General features: G+C 73.4%; 16 protein-coding genes. 7 read left to right on the top strand and 9 right to left on the bottom strand.

Annotated features, from left to right (window positions below; translation table 11 throughout):
• Window positions 1-21 precede the first annotated feature (21 nt).
• Window positions 22-1,314 carry a hypothetical protein gene (locus Scani_RS27140; RefSeq protein WP_159480440.1) on the top strand — a complete coding sequence of 431 codons (1,293 nt, stop codon included), beginning with the start codon at window positions 22-24 and terminating at the stop codon, window positions 1,312-1,314.
• Between the two features lie 157 nt (window positions 1,315-1,471).
• Here the strand turns inward: Scani_RS27140 and Scani_RS27135 are convergent, their stop codons facing one another.
• From Scani_RS27135 to Scani_RS27115, 5 genes are all read right to left on the bottom strand, one after another.
• Complete coding sequence (locus Scani_RS27135; protein WP_159480439.1) at window positions 1,472-2,989, bottom strand: phytoene desaturase family protein; 1,518 nt, start codon at window positions 2,987-2,989, stop codon at window positions 1,472-1,474.
• 92 nt (window positions 2,990-3,081) lie between these two features.
• Window positions 3,082-3,702 (bottom strand): DUF4126 domain-containing protein, encoded by a 621-nt coding sequence (locus Scani_RS27130; RefSeq protein WP_159480438.1) that lies wholly within the window; start codon window positions 3,700-3,702, stop codon window positions 3,082-3,084.
• Between the two features lie 370 nt (window positions 3,703-4,072).
• Window positions 4,073-4,687 (bottom strand): TetR/AcrR family transcriptional regulator, encoded by a 615-nt coding sequence (locus Scani_RS27125; RefSeq protein ID WP_159480437.1) that lies wholly within the window; start codon window positions 4,685-4,687, stop codon window positions 4,073-4,075.
• A gap of 110 nt (window positions 4,688-4,797) precedes the next feature.
• The gene (locus Scani_RS27120) at window positions 4,798-7,005 is read right to left on the bottom strand and encodes a YhgE/Pip domain-containing protein (RefSeq protein WP_159480436.1); all 2,208 of its coding nucleotides are present in this window, start codon (window positions 7,003-7,005) and stop codon (window positions 4,798-4,800) included.
• Entirely contained in the window at window positions 6,977-7,933 is a 957-nt protein-coding gene (locus tag Scani_RS27115; protein WP_159480435.1) for an ATP-binding cassette domain-containing protein, read from the bottom strand. The genes Scani_RS27120 and Scani_RS27115 overlap by 29 nt, the downstream gene beginning before the upstream one ends.
• Before the next feature lie 228 nt (window positions 7,934-8,161).
• On the opposite strand from Scani_RS27115, the gene Scani_RS27110 reads away from it, so the two are divergent.
• From Scani_RS27110 to Scani_RS27100, 3 genes are all read left to right on the top strand, one after another.
• On the top strand, window positions 8,162-8,647 hold the full coding sequence (locus Scani_RS27110; RefSeq protein WP_159480434.1) for an SAV_6107 family HEPN domain-containing protein: 486 nt from the start codon (window positions 8,162-8,164) through the stop codon (window positions 8,645-8,647).
• 910 nt (window positions 8,648-9,557) lie between these two features.
• Window positions 9,558-10,313, top strand: a complete 756-nt coding sequence (locus tag Scani_RS27105; RefSeq protein ID WP_159480433.1) for a methyltransferase — start codon at window positions 9,558-9,560, stop codon at window positions 10,311-10,313.
• A gap of 259 nt (window positions 10,314-10,572) precedes the next feature.
• Complete coding sequence (locus Scani_RS27100) at window positions 10,573-10,980, top strand: SCO2097 family morphological protein (RefSeq protein WP_159480432.1); 408 nt, start codon at window positions 10,573-10,575, stop codon at window positions 10,978-10,980.
• 365 nt (window positions 10,981-11,345) lie between these two features.
• Here the strand turns inward: Scani_RS27100 and Scani_RS27095 are convergent, their stop codons facing one another.
• The 4 genes from Scani_RS27095 to Scani_RS27080 form a co-directional block, all read right to left on the bottom strand.
• Window positions 11,346-13,787: a transglutaminase TgpA family protein gene (locus tag Scani_RS27095; RefSeq protein WP_159480431.1), complete on the bottom strand. Its 2,442-nt coding sequence runs from the start codon at window positions 13,785-13,787 to the stop codon at window positions 11,346-11,348.
• Window positions 13,788-13,923: 136 nt separating this feature from the next.
• Window positions 13,924-15,318, bottom strand: a complete 1,395-nt coding sequence (locus Scani_RS27090) for a DUF58 domain-containing protein (RefSeq protein WP_159480430.1) — start codon at window positions 15,316-15,318, stop codon at window positions 13,924-13,926.
• Window positions 15,318-16,391: an AAA family ATPase gene (locus Scani_RS27085; RefSeq protein ID WP_371872379.1), complete on the bottom strand. Its 1,074-nt coding sequence runs from the start codon at window positions 16,389-16,391 to the stop codon at window positions 15,318-15,320. The genes Scani_RS27090 and Scani_RS27085 overlap by 1 nt, the downstream gene beginning before the upstream one ends.
• 233 nt (window positions 16,392-16,624) lie before the next feature.
• Window positions 16,625-17,185: a beta-class carbonic anhydrase gene (locus tag Scani_RS27080; RefSeq protein ID WP_159480428.1), complete on the bottom strand. Its 561-nt coding sequence runs from the start codon at window positions 17,183-17,185 to the stop codon at window positions 16,625-16,627.
• Window positions 17,186-17,691: 506 nt separating this feature from the next.
• Between Scani_RS27080 and rsmH the strand changes: the two genes are divergently transcribed.
• Genes rsmH through Scani_RS27065 form a run of 3 tightly spaced genes read left to right on the top strand, consistent with a single transcriptional unit; the run spans window position 17,692 to window position 21,207 of the window.
• On the top strand, window positions 17,692-18,660 hold the full coding sequence (rsmH, locus tag Scani_RS27075; RefSeq protein WP_159480427.1) for a 16S rRNA (cytosine(1402)-N(4))-methyltransferase RsmH: 969 nt from the start codon (window positions 17,692-17,694) through the stop codon (window positions 18,658-18,660).
• On the top strand, window positions 18,657-19,208 hold the full coding sequence (gene ftsL, locus Scani_RS27070) for a cell division protein FtsL (protein ID WP_159480426.1): 552 nt from the start codon (window positions 18,657-18,659) through the stop codon (window positions 19,206-19,208). Before rsmH ends, ftsL begins: the two co-directional genes overlap by 4 nt.
• A 7-nt stretch (window positions 19,209-19,215) precedes the next feature.
• Window positions 19,216-21,207, top strand: coding sequence for a peptidoglycan D,D-transpeptidase FtsI family protein (locus Scani_RS27065; protein WP_159480425.1), 1,992 nt, complete (start codon window positions 19,216-19,218; stop codon window positions 21,205-21,207).
• Window positions 21,208-21,214: the final 7 nt, after the last annotated feature.

Raw genomic sequence — 21,214 nt, 5'->3', positions numbered from 1 at the left:
AGCGGCGGAAGAGGGGCGTATATGGGCTGGACGGTCCTCTACATCGCGTTCGGCCTGGTTGCTCTGTGGCTGTTGGGTGAGGTACTGCTCCAGAACAAGGCGCGGCTGCGCTGGCGGCTGCTGGCCTTCGCCGGTTTCCTCGCCGTGGTCGTCGGCGTCGTCATCCCGTCAATAGCCGTGATCGGGCTGGGACTTGTCGCCTTCGCCATCGGCCAGACGAATGTGACGCTCTCCTTCCGCCGCGGTTTCACGACCGGCTGGGCGCTGCGCGGCAAGGCCGGGGCGTCCGGCGAGGGCGGCGGGCGCCGACGGGCCCGCTCCTCCGCACCGCCGCCGGCCGAGCCGACCCTGGAGGTCTCCGGCCTGGAGGCGGTGCCGCCCGGCGAGGGCCTCGGCCGGTTCGACGACGGCGGCCCGGACACCTTCGAGAGCACCGGCGGCTTCCAGAGCGTGGACCCCTCGCGCAGGCAGAACGCCTCCGGCGGGCAGGACCCTTACGCGGGTCAGGACACCTATGCCGGACAGGAAACGTATGCCGGGCAGGGCTCCTACGGCGGGCCGGGCTCCTACGCGGGGCAGGACGGCTTCGCCGCGCAGAACACCGCCGCGGGGCAGGAGGCCTTCGCCGCGCAGGAGACCGTGATCGGGCAGGGTTTCTACGACTACACCGCCGGCGACGACTACCGCGGCCAGGACCCGTACCAGGGGCAGCAGCAGGACCAAGGCGCCTACGCCACACAGGCGTTCGCCTTCCCGGACGACTTCGCGCGGGCCGACACCACCGCCGTCTACGCCCCGCAGCCGATGCCCGAGGAGACCGGCCAGTACGGCGTCTACAGCCCCGACGCCCGCGGCCAGCAGCCCGACTACAGCGGCTACGACGCCTACAACGGTGCCGCCGGCAACGACGCCGGCAACGGCAACGGCTATGCGTACGGCGGCGGTTACGACCAGACCGGAGCCGGCCAGGACCCCTACGCCGACCCCTATGCGGCGTACGGCGACGGTTCGGGGCAGGGCCAGGGCCAGCAGGCGCCCTACGCCGACCCGTACCTCGGCGCCCAGCAGTACGCCGCGTCCTACGACCCCTACCAGCAGGGGGACCCCTACCAGCAGGCGGACCCCTACGCCGCGTCTCCCTATGCGGCCCAGCAGTACGACGCCCAGGGGCAGCCGCTCGGCCAGGGCTACGGCGAGACCCCGCCCGGCGGTGTCTGGGTCCCCCAGCAGCGCGACGGCGAACTGCCGCCCGAGCAGCAGCCCTACCCGCCCTACCAGCAGCCCGGGTACGACGGGCAGCAGTACCGCTACTGACCCGGCCGCTACTGCCCCGCTGGACGCACGGCCGGCCGGACGGACGGGGATGCACGGCCGGACGGGCGCACGGCCCGACGGCGTCGCGGCGGGTGCCGCCGCGACGGGCTCCGGCTCCGGCCCGTTGGGACAGCCGGACAGCCGGGGGCCGCGCCGCTCAGGTGGAGCCGTGCCAGTCGTCGCCGTTCACGATGAGTCCCGCGACGATCGCGCCGGACATCCCGGCATGCGCCGGACCGCCGCCCGGGTGCGACCAGCCGCCGACCGCGTAGAGCCCTGGTATGCGGGTGCGGTTGCCGGGCCGCAGAAAACGCCCTTCGCGGCCGGCCAGCGCCGGCCCCGGCACCAGCGTCTCCGGCGTCGGAGGCAGCGCCTCCCGCCACAGCACCCGCTCCCGCAGCCCGGGAACGGCGGCCTCGGCGATCTCGGTCATCCGCTCCGCATCGGCCGCCACGGCCTCTCCGTCGAGCCAGTCGACCGGGCCGTGCGGGGCCACCGTCGCGGTGAGGGTCACCGCTTCATGGTCCGCGTCCGGCCGGGACGCCGGATCGTCCGGCCGCAGCACCGTCACCGTGGGCCGGTCGCAAGGATCCCGCAGCCCCGGGCCGTCGCCGAACACGCCCGCCAACTCGGCCTCGCGGTCCGGGGCATGGACCACCGTGCGGTGCACGGCGTCCGCGGGGCGCGCGCCGCGCAGGGCCAGACAGACCGTCAGCCGCCCCGTGGCCCGGTCACCCGGGCCCAGGTCGGGCCGCACCTCGTCGGCGCCCCAGGGCTCCCTGCCCCCGCAGAGCTCCACGAGCCGCACCGGATCGATGCCCGCGACCACGAACTCCGCCTCGGACACCCGGCCGTCGGCCAGCTCGACGCCCGCCGCCCGGCCGTCCTTCTCCACGATCCCGGTCACCGCCGTGCCGAAACCGAACTCGACCTTGCGCGCCAGGCAGCGTTCGTACAGCGCATCGGCCAGCGCCCGCATCCCGCCGCGCGGATACCAACTCCCGAAGGTCTGCTCCATGTACGGCAGCACGACGGCGCTCGCCGGGGCGCTGCGCGGATCGAAGCCGTACGCCAGCGCATGGCTCTCCAGCAGCGCGGTCAGCCGGGGGTCGGCCAGCTCGCGGCGGGCCACTTCGGCGAGCGTGGCGGTGGTGGGGCCCTTGCCCCGGCCGAACAGCCCGCGCCGGCGCACCGCCGGATACGGATCGCGCCCCAGCACCCGCCAGTCCTGCCACAGCGGCTCCTCCAGGAGCGGCCGGCGGGTGGCGTCCCAGGCCTCGCGGGCACGGCCCATCAGCGCGCTCCAGCGTTCACCGCAGCCCGCGCCCAGCGCCTCGTCCAGGGCCGCCAGCACCCCGGCCCGCGAGGCGTTCGGCAGCGATACGGCCGTTCCGTCGGCGAAGACATGGCGGCTCGCGGGGTCGACCTGGGACAGCTCGACGCAGCTCTCCAGCGGCTCGCGGCCGGTCTTGAGGAAAAGATCGCGGTAGACGGCCGGCAGATGCAGCAGGCCGGGCCCCGTGTCGAAGGCGAAGCCGTCCCGTTCCCACCGCTGCAGCGCGCCGCCGTGCGTCGCGCCGCGCTCGAAGACCGCCACCCGGTGGCCCGCGACGGCCAGCCGGGCGGCGGCTGCCATCGCGCCCATCCCGGCGCCGATCACCGCAATCCGTGCCATGCCTGCGACTTTATCCGGACCCACTGACAACGCCGGCACGGCCTCGGGCCCGGTCCGGCCGCGGCAGCGCCGCAGCCGGTGGCGGCACGCCGTCAGACCGCCGGTGGCAGCGCCCCGCCCGCCGCGGCCATCCGCTTCTCCTCGCGCCGCTGCCGACGGCGCCTGAGGTAGCGGCGGATCCGCGACCACAGGAAGACCACCAGCGCGATGCCCGCGGCCAGCAGCGTCGCCGCGATGGCCGCCGCGGCCACCGGATGGAACACGGCGAAGGCGAGGAGCCCGGCGACGCCCAGATCCTCGGCGAGGCTCAGCACGATGTTGCTGGCCGGCTCCGGTGAGGTGTTGACCGCGATCCGGGTTCCCGCCTTGACGAGGTGGCTCAGCAGCGCCGTGGAACCGCCCACCGCGCCCGCCGCCAGCTCGGGCAGCGAACCGTTGTGGCCGGCCAGCAGCGCCGCCACGACGGCGCCGGCCACCGGCCGGATCACCGTGTGCACGGAGTCCCAGACCGAGTCGACGTACGGGATCTTGTCGGCGACGGCCTCGCACAGGAAGAGCACTCCGGCCACGATCAGCACATCGGGGCGCTGCAGCGCCGCGGGCACCTCGTCGGTGACCCCCGTCGCGCCGAGCAGGCCGAAGAGCAGGACGACGGCGTAGGCGTTGATCCCGCTCGCCCAGCCACTGGTGAACACCAAGGGAAGTACGGACACGCCGCAAAGCGTAGGCCCCCGCTGGGGGCCGGTGCTCACCTTTGAGTATCCGTACTCAGGCCCCGAGATGAGTAGGTACGCGGATGGGCCGGCACCCGCCCGGAAGGAAGAGTGGGGACCACGGAAGGGAAGCGGCGCCGCACCGCCGACACGGGGCGGCGGAACGGCGTGGCTCCCGGACGTGACGGGGGAACACGGGGGAAGCACGGGGGAGTACGGGGGAAGCGCTGTCCTGGTCGGATCGATGGGGGAACGATCCGTGCCAGGGCAGCGCACTCTTTTGTGCGGGCCCCGGGGGAAGAAAAGCGGTGCGTGTCGAACCTGACCATGCGGCGCGCACCGCCTCTCTCCCCCGGGAAGCACCGCCCGGCTACGAGGGCCGGCCGCTGACCCGCCCCTGGAGCAGCCGCGACAGCGCCGCGTGCACGTCGTCGATCGACCGGTCCGGCTGGTAGGACTGCCAGTCCAGGGCCGCCACCAGGACCATCCCGAACAGCGCCGAGGCGGTCAGCGGGATGTCGATCTCCTCGCTCAGCTCCCCGCCCGCCACCGCCTCGCGCAGCACGTCCTCCACCACCGTGATGGCCCGCTCGCGCACCACCATCAGCGTCGACTGCCAGGCCCGGTTGGTGCGCCACAGCTCGGCGACGTAGAGCTGGGTGAGCGCCGGGTAACGGGAGATGAAGTCCAGCCCCGCCCGGATCATCGCGTCCAGTGCGTCGATCCGGCTGCCGCCCCGGCCGGTGACCTCCTCGGCGGCCTCCTGCAAGGAGGTCGCCAGCATCTCGATGCCGTGCCGCAACAGCTCTTCGAAGAGCACGTTCTTGCTGGCGAAGTTGTAGTAGACCGTGCCCTTCGCGACGCCCGCGCGCTCGGCGATCTCGTCCACCGTGGTGGACGAGAAGCCCTGTTCGGCGATGAGCGTGACCGCGGCCTCGAAGAGCTTGCGCCGGGTGGCGTCGCGACGTGTATTGGAGCTGTCCATGGGGGCGATTGTGCCGGTCCCCGCCGATCGACGCGCGGCGCCCGGCTCCCCCGGCAGGGCGGTGGTGGCCCGGGGGCACCTCCCGGCGGCAGCCGGGGGAAGGCGGGTGCTCACAGGCTCAGCTCCGGGTGGAGGTCCTTCATCCGCACCACCTGGCGGCCGCGCGCCGTCAGGGACGTCAGTACGAGCGCCCCCGCGGTGAACGCCGGCAGCACCACACTGCCCTGCCATACGGGCGCGAGGTCCCCGCCCGTGATGAGCCGGCGCAGCCCCTCCACGATGTAACTCATCGGCAGGTAGGGGTGGATGGCGGCGAAGAAGCCCGGACTGGTCTGCACGGGGTAGGTGCCGCCCGCCGAGGTCAGCTGGAGCATCAGCAGCGCCAGCACCAGGATCCGGCCGGCCGGGCCGAACTGCGCGTTCAGCCACTGCACGATCGCCGAGAAACAGGCCGTGACCAGGACGAGGAAACCGATCGTGCCGGCCGCCCGCACCATCTCCAGGCCCAGCCCGAAGTGCAGTACGGACATCAGGGCCGCGGTCTGCAGCACCCCCACACCGAACACCGGCAGCCACCCCGAGACCGCCACGCGCCAGGAGGGCGCGCCCATCGCCAGGGCCCGCCGGTTCAGCGGCTGGATCAGCATGTACGCCACCATGGCGCCGACCCACAGGGACAGCGGGATGAAGTACGGGGCGAACCCGGTGCCGTAGTTCGGCGCCTTGTGGGCGGCCTCCGAGGCCAGCTGCACGGGGTCGGACATGACCTGGGTGCGTGCGTCGCGGTCCTTCTTGCCGTAATCGGGGATCTGCTGCGCCCCGTCGTGCAGCCCGCCGGCCAGCTTCTGCGAGCCGTCGGAGAGCTTGAACATGCCGCCGTTCAGTGTGTGGGCGCCGTCCTTGAGCCTGCTCACACCGGAGTCGAGGTCGCCCATACCGGTGACGGCGCGGCCCGTACCGTCGTGCAGCTCGTGCGCGCCGTTGTCGAGCTTGTCCGCACCGGCGGCCAACCGGGCGTTGCCCGCGGCCAGTTTGCGCGCCCCTGCGGACACCTTGTGCGCCCCGTCGTTGAGGTCGTTGATCTTCTTGACGGCGGCGTCCATGTCGGCGCCCAGGGTCGGCCCGCGCTGCGCCAGCTCGCCCGCCAGGGAGTGCAGCGTGTCCAGGTCCCGGCCCAGCTGGTCGAGGTTCTTCTGGTCGTGGACGTACCCGCTGACCTCCTCGGCCTTGTCCGCCGCGGTGGCCGCCTGCTCCTTGAGCTGCTTCAGCTCCGTGCAGGAGGTGTCGAGCGGCACCGCGCTCTCGCAGCGCAGCCGGTAGTAGGCGGCCAGATGGTCGGAGATCCCACGGGAGAGCTCCGCTCCCGTGGACGCCGCGGCGGGGAGCTTGTCCAGATGGTCGCGGACCGCCTGCGAACCGTCGGCGACGAGCCGCGCCGCCTCGCCGATCTCCTTGCCGTGCGCCCGGATGAAGGGCCCCACCTTGCCGACGACTCCGTTGACCGTGTCGGCCAGCTGCTGGGTCCCCTGCGCCACCTGCCCGGAACCGTCGGCCAGTTGGCGCGAGCCGTGGGCGGCGGTCCCGGCTCCCCGGGCGAGGTCGGAGCTGCCCTGGGAGAGCCGTCCCGCCCCCGCGTCCAGGTCGCCCAGGCCCGCGACCAGCTTGCCGCTGCCGTCCTTCGCGGTGCCCAGGCCGTCGGCGAGCTTGCCCGCGCCGTGCCGGGCCTGCCCGATCCCGTCGTTGAGGCGGTCGGCGCCGTCCGCGGCCTGTTCGGTCTTGCCGTGCAGCGTGGAGAACGAGACGAAGATCTTGTCCAGGAAGGTGCGCGACGACTTCACCGAGGCCGCGGAGCGCACCTCGGAGAACACCGTCCGGGAGATCTGCCCGACGATGTAGTTGTTCGCGTCGTTCGTCCGCACCTTGAGGGCGCCGGTCTCCGGGTGGTCCCCGGAGCTGGAGGCGATCCGCCGGCTGAAGTCCTTCGGGATGGTCAGCGAGAGGTAGTACGAGCCGTCCTCGACGCCCTGATCGGCCCCCTTGGCGTCCACCGGGTGCCAGTCGAAGGTACGGCTGTCGCGCAGCCCCGAGACGATGCTGTCACCGGCCGAGAGGTGCTTCCCGTCGACGGCCGCGCCCTTGTCCTCGTTGACCAGCGCCACCGGAATCTTGTCCAGTCGGCCGTACGGGTCCCAGAAGGACCACAGGTACAGCGCGCCGTACAGGAGCGGCAGCAGCAGAAGAGCGGCCAGTGCGGCGCGCGGCAGCTTCCCCCTCCCGAACCGCTTCAGCTCAAGCGCGGCCAGCTTCGGCGAGCGCATCGGCCGCCCCCTCCTCGTCGTCGGGTCCCTGCTGCTTGTCGCGCTTGGTGCTTTCGTTGCCGGTGGTGCCCGTGCTGTCCGCGTGGTCTGTGCTGTCCGTGCTGTCCGTGCTGTCTGTGCTGCCCGTGTTGTGCTTGGGGCTCTTGCTGTCCGCGGGGGGCGTGGCGTCCGTGGTGGCGGGGGAGGTGCCGGGCGCGCCCTTCGGGGCGTCCCGTTCGGGGCGGCTGCCCGTGTGCACCAGCACCACGCCCTCGCCCTCCTCCGGCGGTTCGCTGCACACCGCGAGCACGGTGGTACCGGCCGCCGCCAGGCCGCGCAGCAACTCCCAGGCCGCGGCGCGCTCGTGGTCGGACAGCTTCAGATCGGTGTCGTCGACGGCCAGCAGCCGCGGACCGCCGATCAGCGCGAGCGCCACGGAGAGGCGCAGTGCCTCCAGCCGTTCCAGGTCGCGGACGGACGTACGGATCCCCTTGGGCAGCGACTCCAGGTCGAGACCGGCCGCGGTGAGCGCGGTGTCCACCAAGGCGCGGGCCTCGGCCCGGCGCTCGCGCCGAGGCCGCAGCAGCGCACGCAGCGAGCCGCCGAACCGGCCTTGCAGCAGGGCGCGTTCCCGCAGGTGTTCGCCCACGGTGAGGGCGGGATCGAGCTCGGCGACCCCTGGCACATGGGCGAGCGCCGTGACGGACCGGACGGCGGACATCTTCTTCGGCAGCGGCAGTCCGCCGACCTCGGCGGTGCCGGCGGCGGACTTCATCCGGCCGGTGAGCGCGAGCAGCAGACACGTACGGCCCGAGCCCGAAGGGCCCTGTACGGCGATCACTGAGCCGGGTCCGGCGGTGAGGTCGATGTCCCGGAACGCCCATCCGCGGGGGCCCTTGACCCCGAATCCCGCGGCCGTGACCGCCGCTCCGTGCGGGGTGCTGTCCACGATCCCCTCCTTGAACTGACTGGTCAGTTCAAAAAGTATCGGTATTCCGTCCCCGGTCCCGCAAGGGGGTGGGGGGAACCGATCGCGGGAATTCGCCGCGGAGCGTGTCCCCTTTCCCACGTAAGTGCAGGTCAGTGCCGATTGTCAGTGGCGTACGTCACGATGGCTTCATACGGTCCCGAATCGGCATTCGGTCCCGAACCGGCATGCGACGACAGGAGGTTCGTCATGGCAGCTCGTCCCCCTGGGGGCAGCTCCGCTGCGTACGGTCCCCCGAGCGATGTCCACCCCGTCCTGCGACGGGCGGCCGCGCCACCCGCCGCCCTCAGCCTGCTCGCCCAGGCCCAGCAGGGCCTCGACGAGGCACAGACCCTGGAAACCCCCAACGAGCAGTTCGCCACGGCCCATCTGGCCGCGCTGCGCACCGCCGCCGCCGTCCTCGCCGTCCGTGGCCGGCCGGAGACCACCGTGCGCCGCAGGCAGCGTATCCGCAGCGCCTGGGAGGTCCTTCCCGAGGTGGCACCCGAACTCGCCGAGTGGAGCGCCCTCTTCGCCGCCGGGGCGGCCCGCCGGGCGAAGGCCGAGGCGGGCATAGCCGGCGCGGCCTCCCGCCGGGACGCCGACGACCTGCTGCGCGACGCCGCCATGTTCCTGCGCCTGGTCGAGCGCATGCTGCTCCTCCAGCCGTCCCTGCCACCACAGCGGGCGGGATAGGGAGCGATAGCGCGGGCGGCTGACGGCTGACCGGTGACGGCTGACCGGGGCGCCGAGGAGTCGGCGAGAAGCCGGCGAGGAGTGGGTGAGCGGCCGGCGAGGAGTGGGCGAGGGGGAGCGGGGTGGGTGCGGGCGGGGGCCCGGGGGGGAGGGGAGGGGGAAGGAGGGAAGGCGAAGAAGCCGCACTCACCCGTCCGTCCGCCGGGTGTCGACCCCGCCGACCTGCCTCTCCCCGGCACGCAGCCCCGGTGCGCCGCCCGTTGCCGCGGGCCGCAACCAGCGGCCCGCGCCTCCCCGCACGCTGCCGCGCCGCGCCCAGCCCCTTAGCTGTTGCCTGCCCCTGGCTTGCCCGCTGCCCGCTGCCCCGCCCGGCAGTCGCACCCCACCCTTCCGTCGCCCCCTGCCCCAGCCCGCCCGGCGCCCATCTCCCCGCCCGGCGTCCACGTGTCCAGTCCCTCCGCCGCCCCCTGCCCCGGCTCGTCTACCGCCCCTGTCCCCGCCCTGGCATCCCCGTGCCCGGACCTCCGCAGCCCCTGCCCCGGCTTGCCCACCGCCCCTGTCCCTGCCTCGACGGCCACACGCTCCTCCGCTCACACGCTCCTCCGCTCCCGCTCCGACTCGTCCGCCGCGCTTCCCTGGCCCGTCCAACCCCGCCCTGCCTACGCCCGTAGCCCTCGTCCCCGCCCGCAGTCCGGCCTGTGGCCCCGCCTCCGCCCGTAACCCCTGCCCGTCCCCGTCCCCGCACGCGGCCCGCCCTTATGCCCCCGCCCGCACCCCCGCCCCGCCCCCACCCAGCCTCCCGCCCCTCGCCACCGCCCGCTCGGATGGCTCCGTAGGCGGCGGAGGGCGCGGGACGGAATAGGGTGGTGGGCGCCTAGACGTTCATGCCCCCGCCGAGGAGCCACCCGCCGTGTCTGACCCGCTGCGCCCCCGCGCATCCCTTCGTACCGCCGTGGTCTGGGACGTCCTCAAGGACGCCCTGGAGCGCCGGGTCAAGGCCGCCGGGCGCGACGCCCTGGACGTCCTCGACACCGGCGGCGGCACCGGCAACTTCGCCGTGCCGGTCGCCCGCCTCGGCCACCGCGTCACGGTCGTCGACCCCAGCCCCAACGCCCTCTTCGCCCTGGAGCGTCGCGCCGCGGAGGCGGGCGTCGCCGACCGGGTGCGCGCGGTGCAGGGCGACGCCCACGGTCTCTTCGACGTCGTCGAGCGCGGCGGCTATGACGCCGTGCTCTGCCACGGCGTGCTGGAGTACGTCGACGACCCGGCCGAGGGCATCCGCAACGCCGTCGACGCGCTGCGTCCGGCCGGCACCCTCAGCCTGCTCGCGGCCGGTCTGGGCGGTGCGGTCCTCGCGCGCGCCCTCGCGGGTCACTTCACCGAGGCCCACCACGCCCTCACCGACCCGGCCGGACGCTGGGGCGAGGGCGACCCGATGCCGCGCCGGTTCACCGCCGACCAGCTCACCGAGCTGGTGTCCGCCACCGGTCTGCAGGTCGGTGCGGTGCACGGGGTCCGGGTCTTCGCCGACCTCGTCCCCGGGGTGCTGGTCGACACCGAGCCGGGCGCCATGGAAGCCCTGCTGAAGCTCGAAGCGGCCGCCGCGGAACAGCCCGCCTTCCACTCCGTGGCCACTCAGCTGCACGTCCTCGCCGAGCGCGACTGACCCACGCGGTACACCCGGCTACCGCGTGCAGTCGGCCACAGACCACCCGATCAGCCCCTTCGCCCCGTATGATCGGGGTACGACGTTCCGGCATGGCGGACGGGCGGGTGGGGAATGCAGGCAGCATCACCACCGGTCGCCGCGGCGGCCCGGACAGTGAATTGGCGTCGAGGGGCGGGTTTCACGGGGACGATTCCCTGCCTATCCTGAAAGGGTCGCACCCCGGTCGCCCCCCGCGACCGACGAGTAGGAGGACTCCGTGCCGCTCTCGGAGCACGAGCAGCGCATGCTCGAGCAAATGGAGCGAGCGCTGTACGCCGAAGATCCCAAGTTCGCGACAGCGCTTGAGGGAAGCGGGCTGCGTACGTACACCCGGCGACGGGTCTACCAAGCGGTCGCGGGCTTCCTGGTGGGTATCGCCCTGCTCATGGCCGGCATGGTCGCGCAGCAGATCTGGATCAGCGTGGTGGGATTCCTCGTCATGCTCGGCTGCGCGGTGCTGGCGGTCACGGGCTGGCGCAAGGCTCCCAAGCACGGTGAGCAGCAGCCCGGCGCGGGTTCCGGAGGTGGTGCGCCGGCGCGCCGACCGGCCAGGCAGCGGCGCTCGATGATGAACCGCATCGAGGACCGCTGGCAGCGACGCAGGGACGAACAACAGGGCCACTGAGCCGACGGAGCGGCGGAGTCCGTCGGACCGCCTTCACCGGGTCCCCGGAGTCGCCGCTCCCCGCTCCGTTTCAGCGAGCCACCGTGTCCTGCGGCAGTTAATCCGGCCTTTTGTTTCGCATCTCTTTCTTGTGCTGCTTTTCCGGCATTTCTTCCGAGTGGATTCTTACCGCTCTCCCCGCAGCTCTTTCCCGCCACGACTTCTCGGTGCGCCGAAGGGCGAGCCGTTCGCTTCCGTGTCGATCCCGGCGTTCGGGTATGTGCCGGCCATGGTCGTGGGCAGCGGGATTCTCCATGCTGTGGTGTGGCCGCCCGAACCGAGTGTCCGGGCGGCCACCGCACGTTTCCGTGCCACCTGCCCTATGGCTAGGCGCCCTGACGGCCCGGCCGGAGGGCGGCCGCCGCGCGCCGTGCGGCGGCCACCGGGCGGCTGTTGCGGCACCGGAGCAGCCACGCCGCCCAGCGGGCGGACCAGGCCCAGCGGAGGCGCGCCACCGAGCGCGGGGCGAGCTGGGCGCGCCACCGCAGCACACGGGTCGCGCCGTCCCGCAACCCGGCCCGCACCCGGTGCACGTCCAGGGCGAGCCCGGACACCGGCTGCGGTTGCGGTGCGTACAGGACCTGCTCCACCGCCGCCGCCACGCGCCGGGCGGCCGCGGCGGGCTCCGGTTGCAGTTCTCCGAGGCGGATGATCCGCTCGGCCGCCTTACGCGGAGTCAGCGACTCGTCCGGCAGGATGCCGAAGTCCCAGGCGGTGTCCAGCAGCTCCCGCCAGGCGGCGAGGGTGCCCGTCGTGAAGTCCCCGTCCGGGCCGTCGTCCGCCAGCCGTCGGGAGCGCGTGCGCAGCCGCCACAGCAGCGGGGCCGTGGGCAGCAGCAGCACGAGCACGACGCCCAGCGCGATACCGGCGGCCGCCCAGGGGGACGAGCCGCTCTCCGGCGGGCGGGTGCCGGCCTCCGTGGGCAGCGCGATGCATCCCGGGACGGAGCCGGACCGCTGTCCCTCGGGGCCGCACGACGGGGCCGCGGAGGGGTCCTTGGAGGGGGCCGTGGACGGGGAGGGCGCGGGGTCCGGGTTGCTGGGGTCGGTCGTGCCCGGGGTGTCGGGGTACGCGTAGTCAGGGATGCTGCCGCGGCTGGGGGTCGGCTCGAAGCGGGTCCAGCCGATGCCCTGGAAGTACAGCTCGGGCCAGGCGTGCGCGTCCTTGAGACCGACCGAGGTCGTGCCGTCGGGCTGCTTGGTGCCCGGGGTGAATCCGACCGCGACCCGGGCCGGGATGCCCAGGGTCCGGGCCATCGCCGCCATCGAGAAGGAGAAGTGGACGCAGAAGCCCTCCTTCTGCCGCAGGAACCGCGCGATGGCCTCGGCCCCGCTGCCCGCCCGGACGTCCGTGTTGTAGCTGAAGCCGCCGTTGACCGCGAACCAGTCCTGGAGTTTGACGGCCTTGGCGTAGGTGGTCGGTGCGCCGCGGGTGACCCGTCGTGCGGTGTCCCGTACGACGGAGGGCAGCGAGTCCGGGACCTTGGTGTACTCGCGGAGCAGGTTCGTGGGCGGGGCCGGCGCGGCGGCCAGCTGCCCGGAGGTGGGCCGTACTTGCAGGCTCTCGACCTGGTACTGCAGGCCGTGGGTGTTCTGCCCGCGGTCCCCGACGAGCGTGCGGCCCTTGGGCTCGAAGCGCCAGCGCCCGGAGATGTCCACCTTGGACGCCGGGTAGGGCAGCGGCAGCCAGTTCTGGGCGTACCACCCGGCGGTCGAGATGGAGGTGTTGATCCGGGTGAGGTCCACCGCGGAGCTGAGGCCGGGCGGTCGCGGAAGCCGCTCGGGGACGTCCGTGACCGTGCGTTCGGAGGGCTTCCACGTCGTGCCGTCGAACTGGTCGAGGGCGACGATCCGCAGGTACAGGTCGCGGGTGTCGGAGGCGGTCGTGCGGTAGTTGAGGACTTCCTTGTCCTCGGGCTGGTTGAGGCTGTCCTGCAGCGATACCAGCGGGTTCACCGCGGAGATCGTGCCCCCGCCGCTGCCGGGTCCCGTGCCGTTGCCGGAGCCGCCCAGCAACCCGCCGTCGAGGGAGGGCAGCACGGCGGGCACGACCACGGCGAGCCCGAGCGCCATCGCGCCGATCCTGCGACCCGTACGGACCGGGGCGGACGCCGGCCCGTCGGCGCCGGCGGCGAATCCCCGCCCGCCGCCCGGCCGGTCCGCGCCGGTCCCCGGCCCGCCGAACACCCGGCCCCACTGGGAGAGCCGGTCGCGGCCCTCGGCCAGCAGGAGCAGCAGATAGCCGGCCGCCGCGATCAGGAACAGCAGCCAGCCCGCACCGCCTTGGGACAGTCCCGCCGCCACCGAATACAGCGCGAGCAGCGGCAGTCCGGCGGGTGCGGCGCTGCGGTAGGTGACTGCCAGCGCGTCCACGGACAGGCCGATCACCAGCACGCCGGAGATCAGCAGCAGCCGGATCCCGGGGGTGACGGGGGCGGGGATGGCGTACTGGCCGGCGTCCCGGAGACCGTCCTGCAGCAGCCGGCCGAACTCCGCGAGGGCGTCCGGGCCCGGCAGCAGTCCGAGGATCGCTTCGTTCCGGACGAACAGCAGGGTCATCAGCGGCACGAGGGCCAGGGCCTGTACGCCGATGGTCAGCGGCCCGGCGAGCGGGACCCGGCGGGCGGCCGCGCCCACGCCGGTCATGAGGGCCAGCAGGACCGCCGCCTCGAACATCCAGGTGATCGGATCCACCAGCGGCAGCAGCGCGCCGGCGGCACACAGGGTGGCCACCACCGCGCACAGCGCCAGTCGCGCCCGGCCGCTCATGCCCGTGCCTCGTTTCCCTCGGGGGCCGGGCACCGCCCGCACCAGCCGCCGGCCCGGACACGGGGGCCCGGCCTGCCCGGCCGGCCGTCCCCTTGCCGCCGCCCGTCCGTGACCCCTGCGATGTCCCTGCCCCCGTTCATGACCAGCCCCCGGCCACCGTCTTCGGCGCGTCCGCGGGTGCGTCTGCGGCCGCCTGCCGCTGCGGCTCTGCCCCGGTACGGTCGGCGGCCGCACGCCACAGGTCGGCGAGCGCGTCGCCGGGGGCCACCGGCAGCGCCGTCCAGCCCGCCCTGCGCAGCAGCCGCAGCCGTTCGGCCACCGGGACCTGGCCGGCGGAGAACCTGATGCCGCCGGGGCCCCGCGTCCAGGCGTCGCCGTCCAGCACGAAGGCGACGGCCGCGCCGCTGCGCTGCCGCATCCGTCCGGCGACCGCCGCCTGTTCCTCGTCCAGATCGCCGAAGAAGGCGATCAGCAGTCCTTCGTTGCCGCCGCGCACGGCGTCGTACGCCGCCGACAGGCTCTCCTCCTCGGAGTGGTCCACGACGGCGAGGGTGTCCAGCAGCAGGCCCACGGCGTCGGCGGATTCGGTGCCGCCCGCGAAGCCGCCGGCGCCGTCGGGGCCCGGCACCGAGGTGCCGGTGTCGGTCAGCAGCCGCACCGAGAAGCCGCGCTCCAGCAGATGCACCGCGGCCGAAGCGGCGCCCGCCACCGCCCACTCGAACGGGGCGTCGGGGCCCGCTCCCGGGTGGGCGATCCCGCGGGTGTCGAGCAGGACCGTGCAGCGCGCCTTCTGCGGCTGCTCCTCCCTGCGGACCATCAATTCGCCGAAGCGCGCGGTGGACCGCCAGTGGACCCGGCGCAGATCGTCGCCGTGCCGGTAGTCGCGCGGGATGAGATCGTCCTCACCGGCCAGCGCCAGGGAGCGCTGCCGCCCGTCGCCGTACCCGGCGGCCTCGCCCGCCAGCCGCACCGGCGGCAGCGGTTCGACCCGGGGCACCACCGTCAGGGTGTCGACGGAGCTGAACGAACGGGTCAGCTCGCACATCCCGAAGGGGTCCGAGAGCCGCAGCTGCAGCGGGCCCAGCGGATAGCGTCCGCGCAGGTCCGAGCGGACGCGGTAGGAGACCTCGCGGCGGCCGCCGGCCTCGACGCGGTCCAGCACGAAGCGCGGCCGGGGACCGAGGACGTACGGCACCCGGTCCTGGAGCATCAGCACACCCGTCGGCAGCCGGGAGATGTTCTCCATCCCCAGCCGGACCCGGGACTCGGCGGCCGCGGACACCCGGGCGGGGGCGAGCGTACGGCTGCCCGCGACCCGGTAGCGGGTGCGGTGCAACACCAGGACGCACACCAGCGGGAGGGCGGCGAGCAGCAGACCGACCCGCAGCAGATCCGCCTGTCCCAGGAGGTAGGAGCACGCCACGGCGGCCACCCCGGCCGCCAGGAACGATCTGCCCCTGGTCGTCAGCCCCCCGAGGGCCGCCCGCAGTCCGCCCCGCTCCGCCGTGCCCTCGCCGCCCCCCTCGGACATCACAACCCCCGTAGGCAGGGCGGCTGCTGGCCGGGCATTCGCCATGCCGGCGCGGACGGGTCGGGGACCGGGACGCGCTGCACGATCTCCCGCACGATCTGTTCGGCCGTCCGGCGGTTCAACTGGGCCTGGGCGGTGGGCAGCAGCCGGTGCGCGAGCACCGGCGCGGCCAGCGACTGGACATCGTCCGGGAGGGCGTACTCCCGCCCCAGGAGCGCGGCCGAGGCCTTGGCCGCGCGCAGCAGGTGGAGGGTCGCCCGCGGTGAGGCGCCGAGCCGCAGCTCGGGGTGGCTGCGGGTGGCCGCCACCAGGTCCACGGTGTATCTGCGCACGGTTTCGGCGACATGGACCGTCCGTACCGCCTCGATCAGCTTCAGGATCTCGTGGGCATGGGCGACCGGCTGGAGGTCGTCGAGCGGCGAGGCGCCGCCGTGCACGTCGAGCATCCGCAGCTCGGCCGCCGGGCTGGGGTAGCCGATCGACACCCGCGCCATGAAGCGGTCCCGCTGCGCCTCGGGGAGGGGGTAGGTGCCCTCCATCTCGACCGGGTTCTGGGTGGCGACGACCATGAACGGGCTCGGCAGCTCATAGGTCTGCCCGTCCATCGTGACCTGGCGCTCCTCCATGGACTCCAGGAGCGCCGACTGGGTCTTGGGCGAGGCGCGGTTGATCTCGTCGCCGATCACGATCTGGGAGAAGATCGCGCCGGGCTTGAACTCGAAGTCCCGCTGCTGCTGGTCGAAGATGCTGACGCCCGTGATGTCCGAGGGCAGCAGGTCGGGCGTGAACTGGATACGCCGCACCGAGCAGTCGATGGAGCGGGCGAGGGCCTTGGCGAGCATGGTCTTGCCGACACCGGGCACATCCTCGATCAGCAGATGTCCCTCGGCCAGCAGCACGGTCAACGCGAGCCGTACGATCTCCGGCTTGCCCTCGATCACGCCCTCCACCGACCGGTGAACACGCTCCGCGGTGGCGGTCAGATCTCCCCTTGAGCTCGGTTCCTCCCCCACCCTCGGCTCCGCTCGGGCGGGGGGACCCCCAAGGCTCGCTCGTTCGTCGTACGCCGTCACTCGGCCCTCCTCGGCCCCGAACTACGGGCCGATGCCCCCTTTGCGGACCGGCCCACCCCGAACGTGGCGCCGCACCCGGCCTCGGCCGGTAACGACGTCACCCCCGCATTCTTGCCGCCCGCGCGGCTTCGCGTCATGACCTGTGGATAACTCACAAGGATAAGTCCCGGCCTTCGCGACGAAACCGACGTTCCGGGCCGACCCGCACGTCGGACGGGCCGGCCCGGGTGGCCTCAGTGCTGCGGATCGATCTCCCGCAGCAGGCCCGTGGTGACGTCGAAGACGAAACCGCGGACATCGTCGGTGTGCGGGAGGAAGGGCGAGGTGCGCACCCGCTGCATGGACTGCCGCACGTCCTCGTCGAGGTCCTTGAACGCCTCGACCGCCCAGGTCGGACGCTGTCCGACCTCGGCAGCCAGGTCGTGGCGGAAGTCCTCGGTCAGGCCGAGCAGGCCGCAGCCGGTGTGGTGGATGAGCACGACCGAGCGGGTGCCCAGGGCGCGCTGGCTGATGGTCAGGGACCGGATGATGTCGTCGGTGACCACACCGCCGGCATTGCGGATGGTGTGGCAGTCACCGAGTTCGAGGCCGAGCGCCTTGTGCAGGTCGATCCGGGCGTCCATGCAGGCCACGACGGCGACCTTCTGGACGGGCCGGGCATCCATGCCGGGGTCGGTGAAGGCGTCGGCGTAATGCCGGTTGGCTTCGACGAGACGGTCGGTGACGCTGCCACCCGCACGGGTGGCGGCGCTGTCGGCGGACGGGGGCAGCGGCTGCGATGCAGGTATGGGCATGGATTCACGGTAATCGCAGCCCGCCTCGCCGGCCGCGTGAGAGGAGGGGCATAGGGGGCAACATCACCCGTTGTGAGGTAATCCACAGGGCCGTCCGTGGCGCCCCCGTCCGGGTGACGAGCCCGTGGGGAAGGCGGCGCGAAAGCCGTCGCGGGACGCGCGGAACCGGTTGATTGACCGGGGCGACCGGTGGACTAAAGTGGCGCGAAGTGGGAGGCGTGACGCTCTCCTTGGATACCGGATTCCTCGCGTGCGCGCATCGTACGTACGGCTCGGCCTCCTCCCGCTCCCTTGGTCTTCCGACGTCACTTCCCCGTCGCCGGAGGGCCACTTCCCCTTCAGAGCGGGCGGGGACCAAGCGGTACGTGCGGCATCCCCCAGCCAGCGGCCGGGGACCCACCTGCCGCCCAGCCCATCGGAAGGCACATGAGCCAGCGTAGCGAGCGATTCAGGAAGCGGTGCGCGCACGCCGCCCGCAGGCGGACCGAGCGCAGCGGGGCCGTCGCATGACCAACAACACTCGCCACGTCCCCGTCATGCTCCAGCGCTGTCTGGACATGCTCGCCCCCGCCCTCGCCGAGCCCGGCGCGGTCGTCGTCGACTGCACGCTCGGCCTCGGCGGGCACAGCGAGGCGCTGCTGTCCACCTTCCCGGCGGCCCGGCTGATCGCCCTCGACCGTGACCCCTCGGCCCTGAAGCTCGCGGGCGAACGGCTCGCCCCGTACGGAGAGCGCGCCACCCTGGTACACGCCGTCTACGACGAGCTCCCCGAGGTCCTCGACCGTCTCGGGACCCCGCGCGTCCAGGGCGTCCTGTTCGACCTCGGCGTGTCCTCCATGCAGCTCGACGAGGCCGACCGCGGCTTCGCGTACGCGCAGGACGCCCCGCTGGACATGCGGATGGACCAGACGACCGGCATCAGCGCCGCGGACGTCCTCAACACCTACGCGCCCGGTGAGCTGGTCCGGATCCTGCGTGCCTACGGCGAGGAGAAGCAGGCCAAGCGGATCGTCGAGGCCGTCGTCCGGGAGCGGGCCAGGGAACCGTTCGCCAACAGCGGGCGGCTGGTCGAGCTGATCCGCGACGCGCTGCCGCAGGCCGCCAAGCGCACCGGCGGCAACCCCGCCAAGCGCACGTTCCAGGCGCTGCGCATCGAGGTCAACGGTGAGCTGGCGAGTGTCGAGCGGGCCGTTCCGGCCGCCGTGAAGGCGCTCGCGGTGGGCGGCCGGATCGCCGTGCTCTCCTACCACTCGCTGGAGGACCGGCTGGTCAAGCAGGTCTTCGCGGCCGGAGCGGCCAATACGGCGCCGGCCGGGCTGCCGGTCGTCCCCGAGCGCTACCAGCCCCGGCTCAAGCTGCTGACCCGCGGCGCCGAACTCCCCACGGAGGAGGAGGTCGCCGAGAACCGCCGCGCCGCCCCCGCCCGGCTGCGCGGCGCGGAGCGTATCCGCGAGAACGTGGAGGACACCGCGTGAAAGGCCAGGGGAGACCGCGCGGCAGACAAAAACGCCTTGCCGCGCTGTTCCCCTCCGGCGGCGGGTCCGCCGGCACCGCGGCGCGCACGCCCTTCGTGGTCCTCATCGTCGTCCTGCTCGGCTCCGGCCTGATCACCCTGCTGCTGCTCAACTCGGCCCTCAACCAGGGGTCGTTCGAGCTCAGCAAGCTGGAGAAGAAGACCGACGAGCTGACGGACGAGCAGCAGGCGCTGCAGCAGGAAGTGGACGCGTACTCCGCCCCCGGCGCGCTGGAGCGGCGGGCCCGCCGGCTGGGCATGGTGCCGGGCGGCAGCCCCGCGTTCCTGCTCCCGGACGGCACCGTCCGCGGCAGGACGAGCGCGGCCACGTCGGAGGGCGCGCCGCTGAGCACCTCCGCCGAACCCTCGGCACCGGGCCCGTCCGGCCACCGGGCCCCGTCCGCCCCGCCGGTGCCGGCCCTCGCCGGCGGGCCGGCCCCGGACAGCGCCGCGCTGACACCCGGCGAGCCCGCTGCGGCCGCCCCCTCCCCGACGACCCCCGGCAGGTGACCGCGGCATGACCGAGCCCAGGGACCCTCGCCGAGTGCCGCGCCCCGCCCAGCGCGGCGGCCAGTCCGGCGGCCGCGCCGGGCGCCCGCCCGCCAAGCGCCCCGCGCCCCGGCCGGGCCCCAGGCCACCCGCCCGGCGCCCCGTACGCCCCCGCTCCGGGACACCGGCGCTCCGCCTGGGCAGCCCGCGCCCCCGGCTGCGGCTGGTCTCCCTCGCGCTGACGCTGGTGATGCTGGTCTTCGTCGTACGCCTCTTCCAGGTGCAGGCCGTGGACGCCGGGGCGTTCGCCGCCAAGGCCAACGAGAACCGCTATGTGCCGGTCAAGCTGGCCGCCGAGCGCGGCGCGATCACCGACCGGAACGGTGTCGACCTCGCCACCACCGTCGACGCGTACGACATCACCGCCGACCCGAGCCTGCTCGCGCCCGCCAAGACCAAGATCGACGACGCTCCGCAGCGGGCCGCCGCGCTGCTCGCGCCGATCCTCGGCGAGGACAAGGCCACCCTGGCCGCGAAGCTGGACCAGCCCAAGGCGCGCTACGTCCTGCTCGCCCGGCAGCGGACCCCGCAGGTCTGGAAGCGGATCAAGGACCTGCGCACGGGCCTCGACGCCAAGGCGGCGGCCGCCCCCAAGAGCGCGCCCCGCCCCGATGTCCTGGTCGGGATCTTCGCCGACAAGCACAGCAAGCGCCTCTACCCGAACAAGGAGCTCGCCTCCGGCGTCCTCGGCTTCGTCAACGGCACCGGCAAGGGCGGCGGCGGCCTGGAGGCGCTGTTGAACAAGCAGCTGGCGGGCAAGGACGGCAAGCTCGTCTACGCCCAGTCCGGCGGCCGCCGGGTGCCCACCGCCGACACCCAGGAACACCCCGCCGTCCCCGGCAGCGACGTCGAGCTCACCCTCGACCGCGACATCCAGTGGGCGGCCCAGCAGGCCATCACCGAGCAGGTCGCCAAGTCGAACGCCGACCGCGGCTACGTCGTCGTCCAGGACACCCGCACCGGGGAGATCCTGGCGCTCGCCAACGCCCCCGGATTCGACCCCAACGAGGTGTCGAAGGCCGATCCGGAAGCGCTGGGCAACGCCGCGCTGTCCGACGCCTTCGAACCGGGGTCCACCAGCAAGCTGATGTCGATGGCCGCCGTCCTGGAGGAGGGCGTCGCCACGTCGTCCACCCGGGTCACCGTGCCCAACCGGCTGCACCGCGGCGACCGGCTGTTCGCGGACGACGTCGACCACGCCACCTGGCATCTGACGCTCAACGGCGTGCTCGCCAAGTCCAGCAACATCGGCACGATCCTCGCCGCCGGCCAGCTCGGCAAGACCCAGCCCCGGGCCAACCAGGTCCTCTACTCCTACCTGCGGAAGTTCGGCATCGGGAAGCCGACCGGGCTCGGTTTCCCCGGGGAGACCGACGGCATCCTGGCCAAGCCGCAGGACTGGAACACCTCGCAGCAGTTCACCATCCCGTTCGGCCAGGGGCTGTCCCTCAACGCCGTACAGGCCGCCTCCGTGTACTCCACGATCGCCAACGGCGGCGAGCGCATCGCGCCCTCGCTGGTCCGCGGCAGCACCGGACCCGGCGGCCACTACGCACCGGCGCCCCGGCCCGACCGGACCCGCGTGGTCAGCCCGAAGACCGCGCGCACCCTCGCCACCATGCTCGAATCGGTGGTCGACGACGAGGAGGGCACCGGAGCGAAGGCGAAGATCGACGGCTACCGCGTCGGCGGCAAAACCGGAACGTCCAACCGGGTGGACCCCAAAACCGGCCGCTACCACGGCTACACCGCGTCCTTCGCCGGCTTCGCACCCGCCGACAAGCCCCGCATCACGGTCTACTGCGCCGTTCAGAACCCCACTACGGGCAGTTACTTCGGAGGCCAGGTCTGTGGTCCGATCTACCAGCAGGTCATGGCCTTCGCGCTGAAAACCCTCCAGGTCCCGCCGACCGGCGCCAAACCCCCGCGGCTGCCGGTCACCTTCACGCCAGGCCAATGAAATCGAG

It is taken from the genome of Streptomyces caniferus, from assembly GCF_009811555.1.
In the GTDB taxonomy this organism is placed as follows: Bacteria; Actinomycetota; Actinomycetes; order Streptomycetales; family Streptomycetaceae; genus Streptomyces; species Streptomyces caniferus.
The sequence above is the reverse complement of the archived record's forward strand: the minus strand, read 5'-3'. Positions and strand labels throughout refer to the sequence as shown.

What these genes read in the sequence shown, in the direction of transcription:
- Scani_RS27140 (WP_159480440.1), top strand. Translation starts at nt 22, where the DNA reads ATGGGCTGGACGGTCCTCTACATCGCGTTCGGCCTGGTTGCTCTGTGG.
- Scani_RS27135 (WP_159480439.1), bottom strand. Translation starts at nt 2,989, where the DNA reads ATGGCACGGATTGCGGTGATCGGCGCCGGGATGGGCGCGATGGCAGCC.
- Scani_RS27125 (WP_159480437.1), bottom strand. Translation starts at nt 4,687, where the DNA reads ATGGACAGCTCCAATACACGTCGCGACGCCACCCGGCGCAAGCTCTTC.
- Scani_RS27120 (WP_159480436.1), bottom strand. Translation starts at nt 7,005, where the DNA reads ATGCGCTCGCCGAAGCTGGCCGCGCTTGAGCTGAAGCGGTTCGGGAGG.
- Scani_RS27110 (WP_159480434.1), top strand. Translation starts at nt 8,162, where the DNA reads ATGGCAGCTCGTCCCCCTGGGGGCAGCTCCGCTGCGTACGGTCCCCCG.
- Scani_RS27095 (WP_159480431.1), bottom strand. Translation starts at nt 13,787, where the DNA reads ATGAGCGGCCGGGCGCGACTGGCGCTGTGCGCGGTGGTGGCCACCCTG.
- Scani_RS27090 (WP_159480430.1), bottom strand. Translation starts at nt 15,318, where the DNA reads ATGTCCGAGGGGGGCGGCGAGGGCACGGCGGAGCGGGGCGGACTGCGG.
- Scani_RS27080 (WP_159480428.1), bottom strand. Translation starts at nt 17,185, where the DNA reads ATGCCCATACCTGCATCGCAGCCGCTGCCCCCGTCCGCCGACAGCGCC.
- rsmH (WP_159480427.1), top strand. Translation starts at nt 17,692, where the DNA reads ATGACCAACAACACTCGCCACGTCCCCGTCATGCTCCAGCGCTGTCTG.
- Scani_RS27065 (WP_159480425.1), top strand. Translation starts at nt 19,216, where the DNA reads ATGACCGAGCCCAGGGACCCTCGCCGAGTGCCGCGCCCCGCCCAGCGC.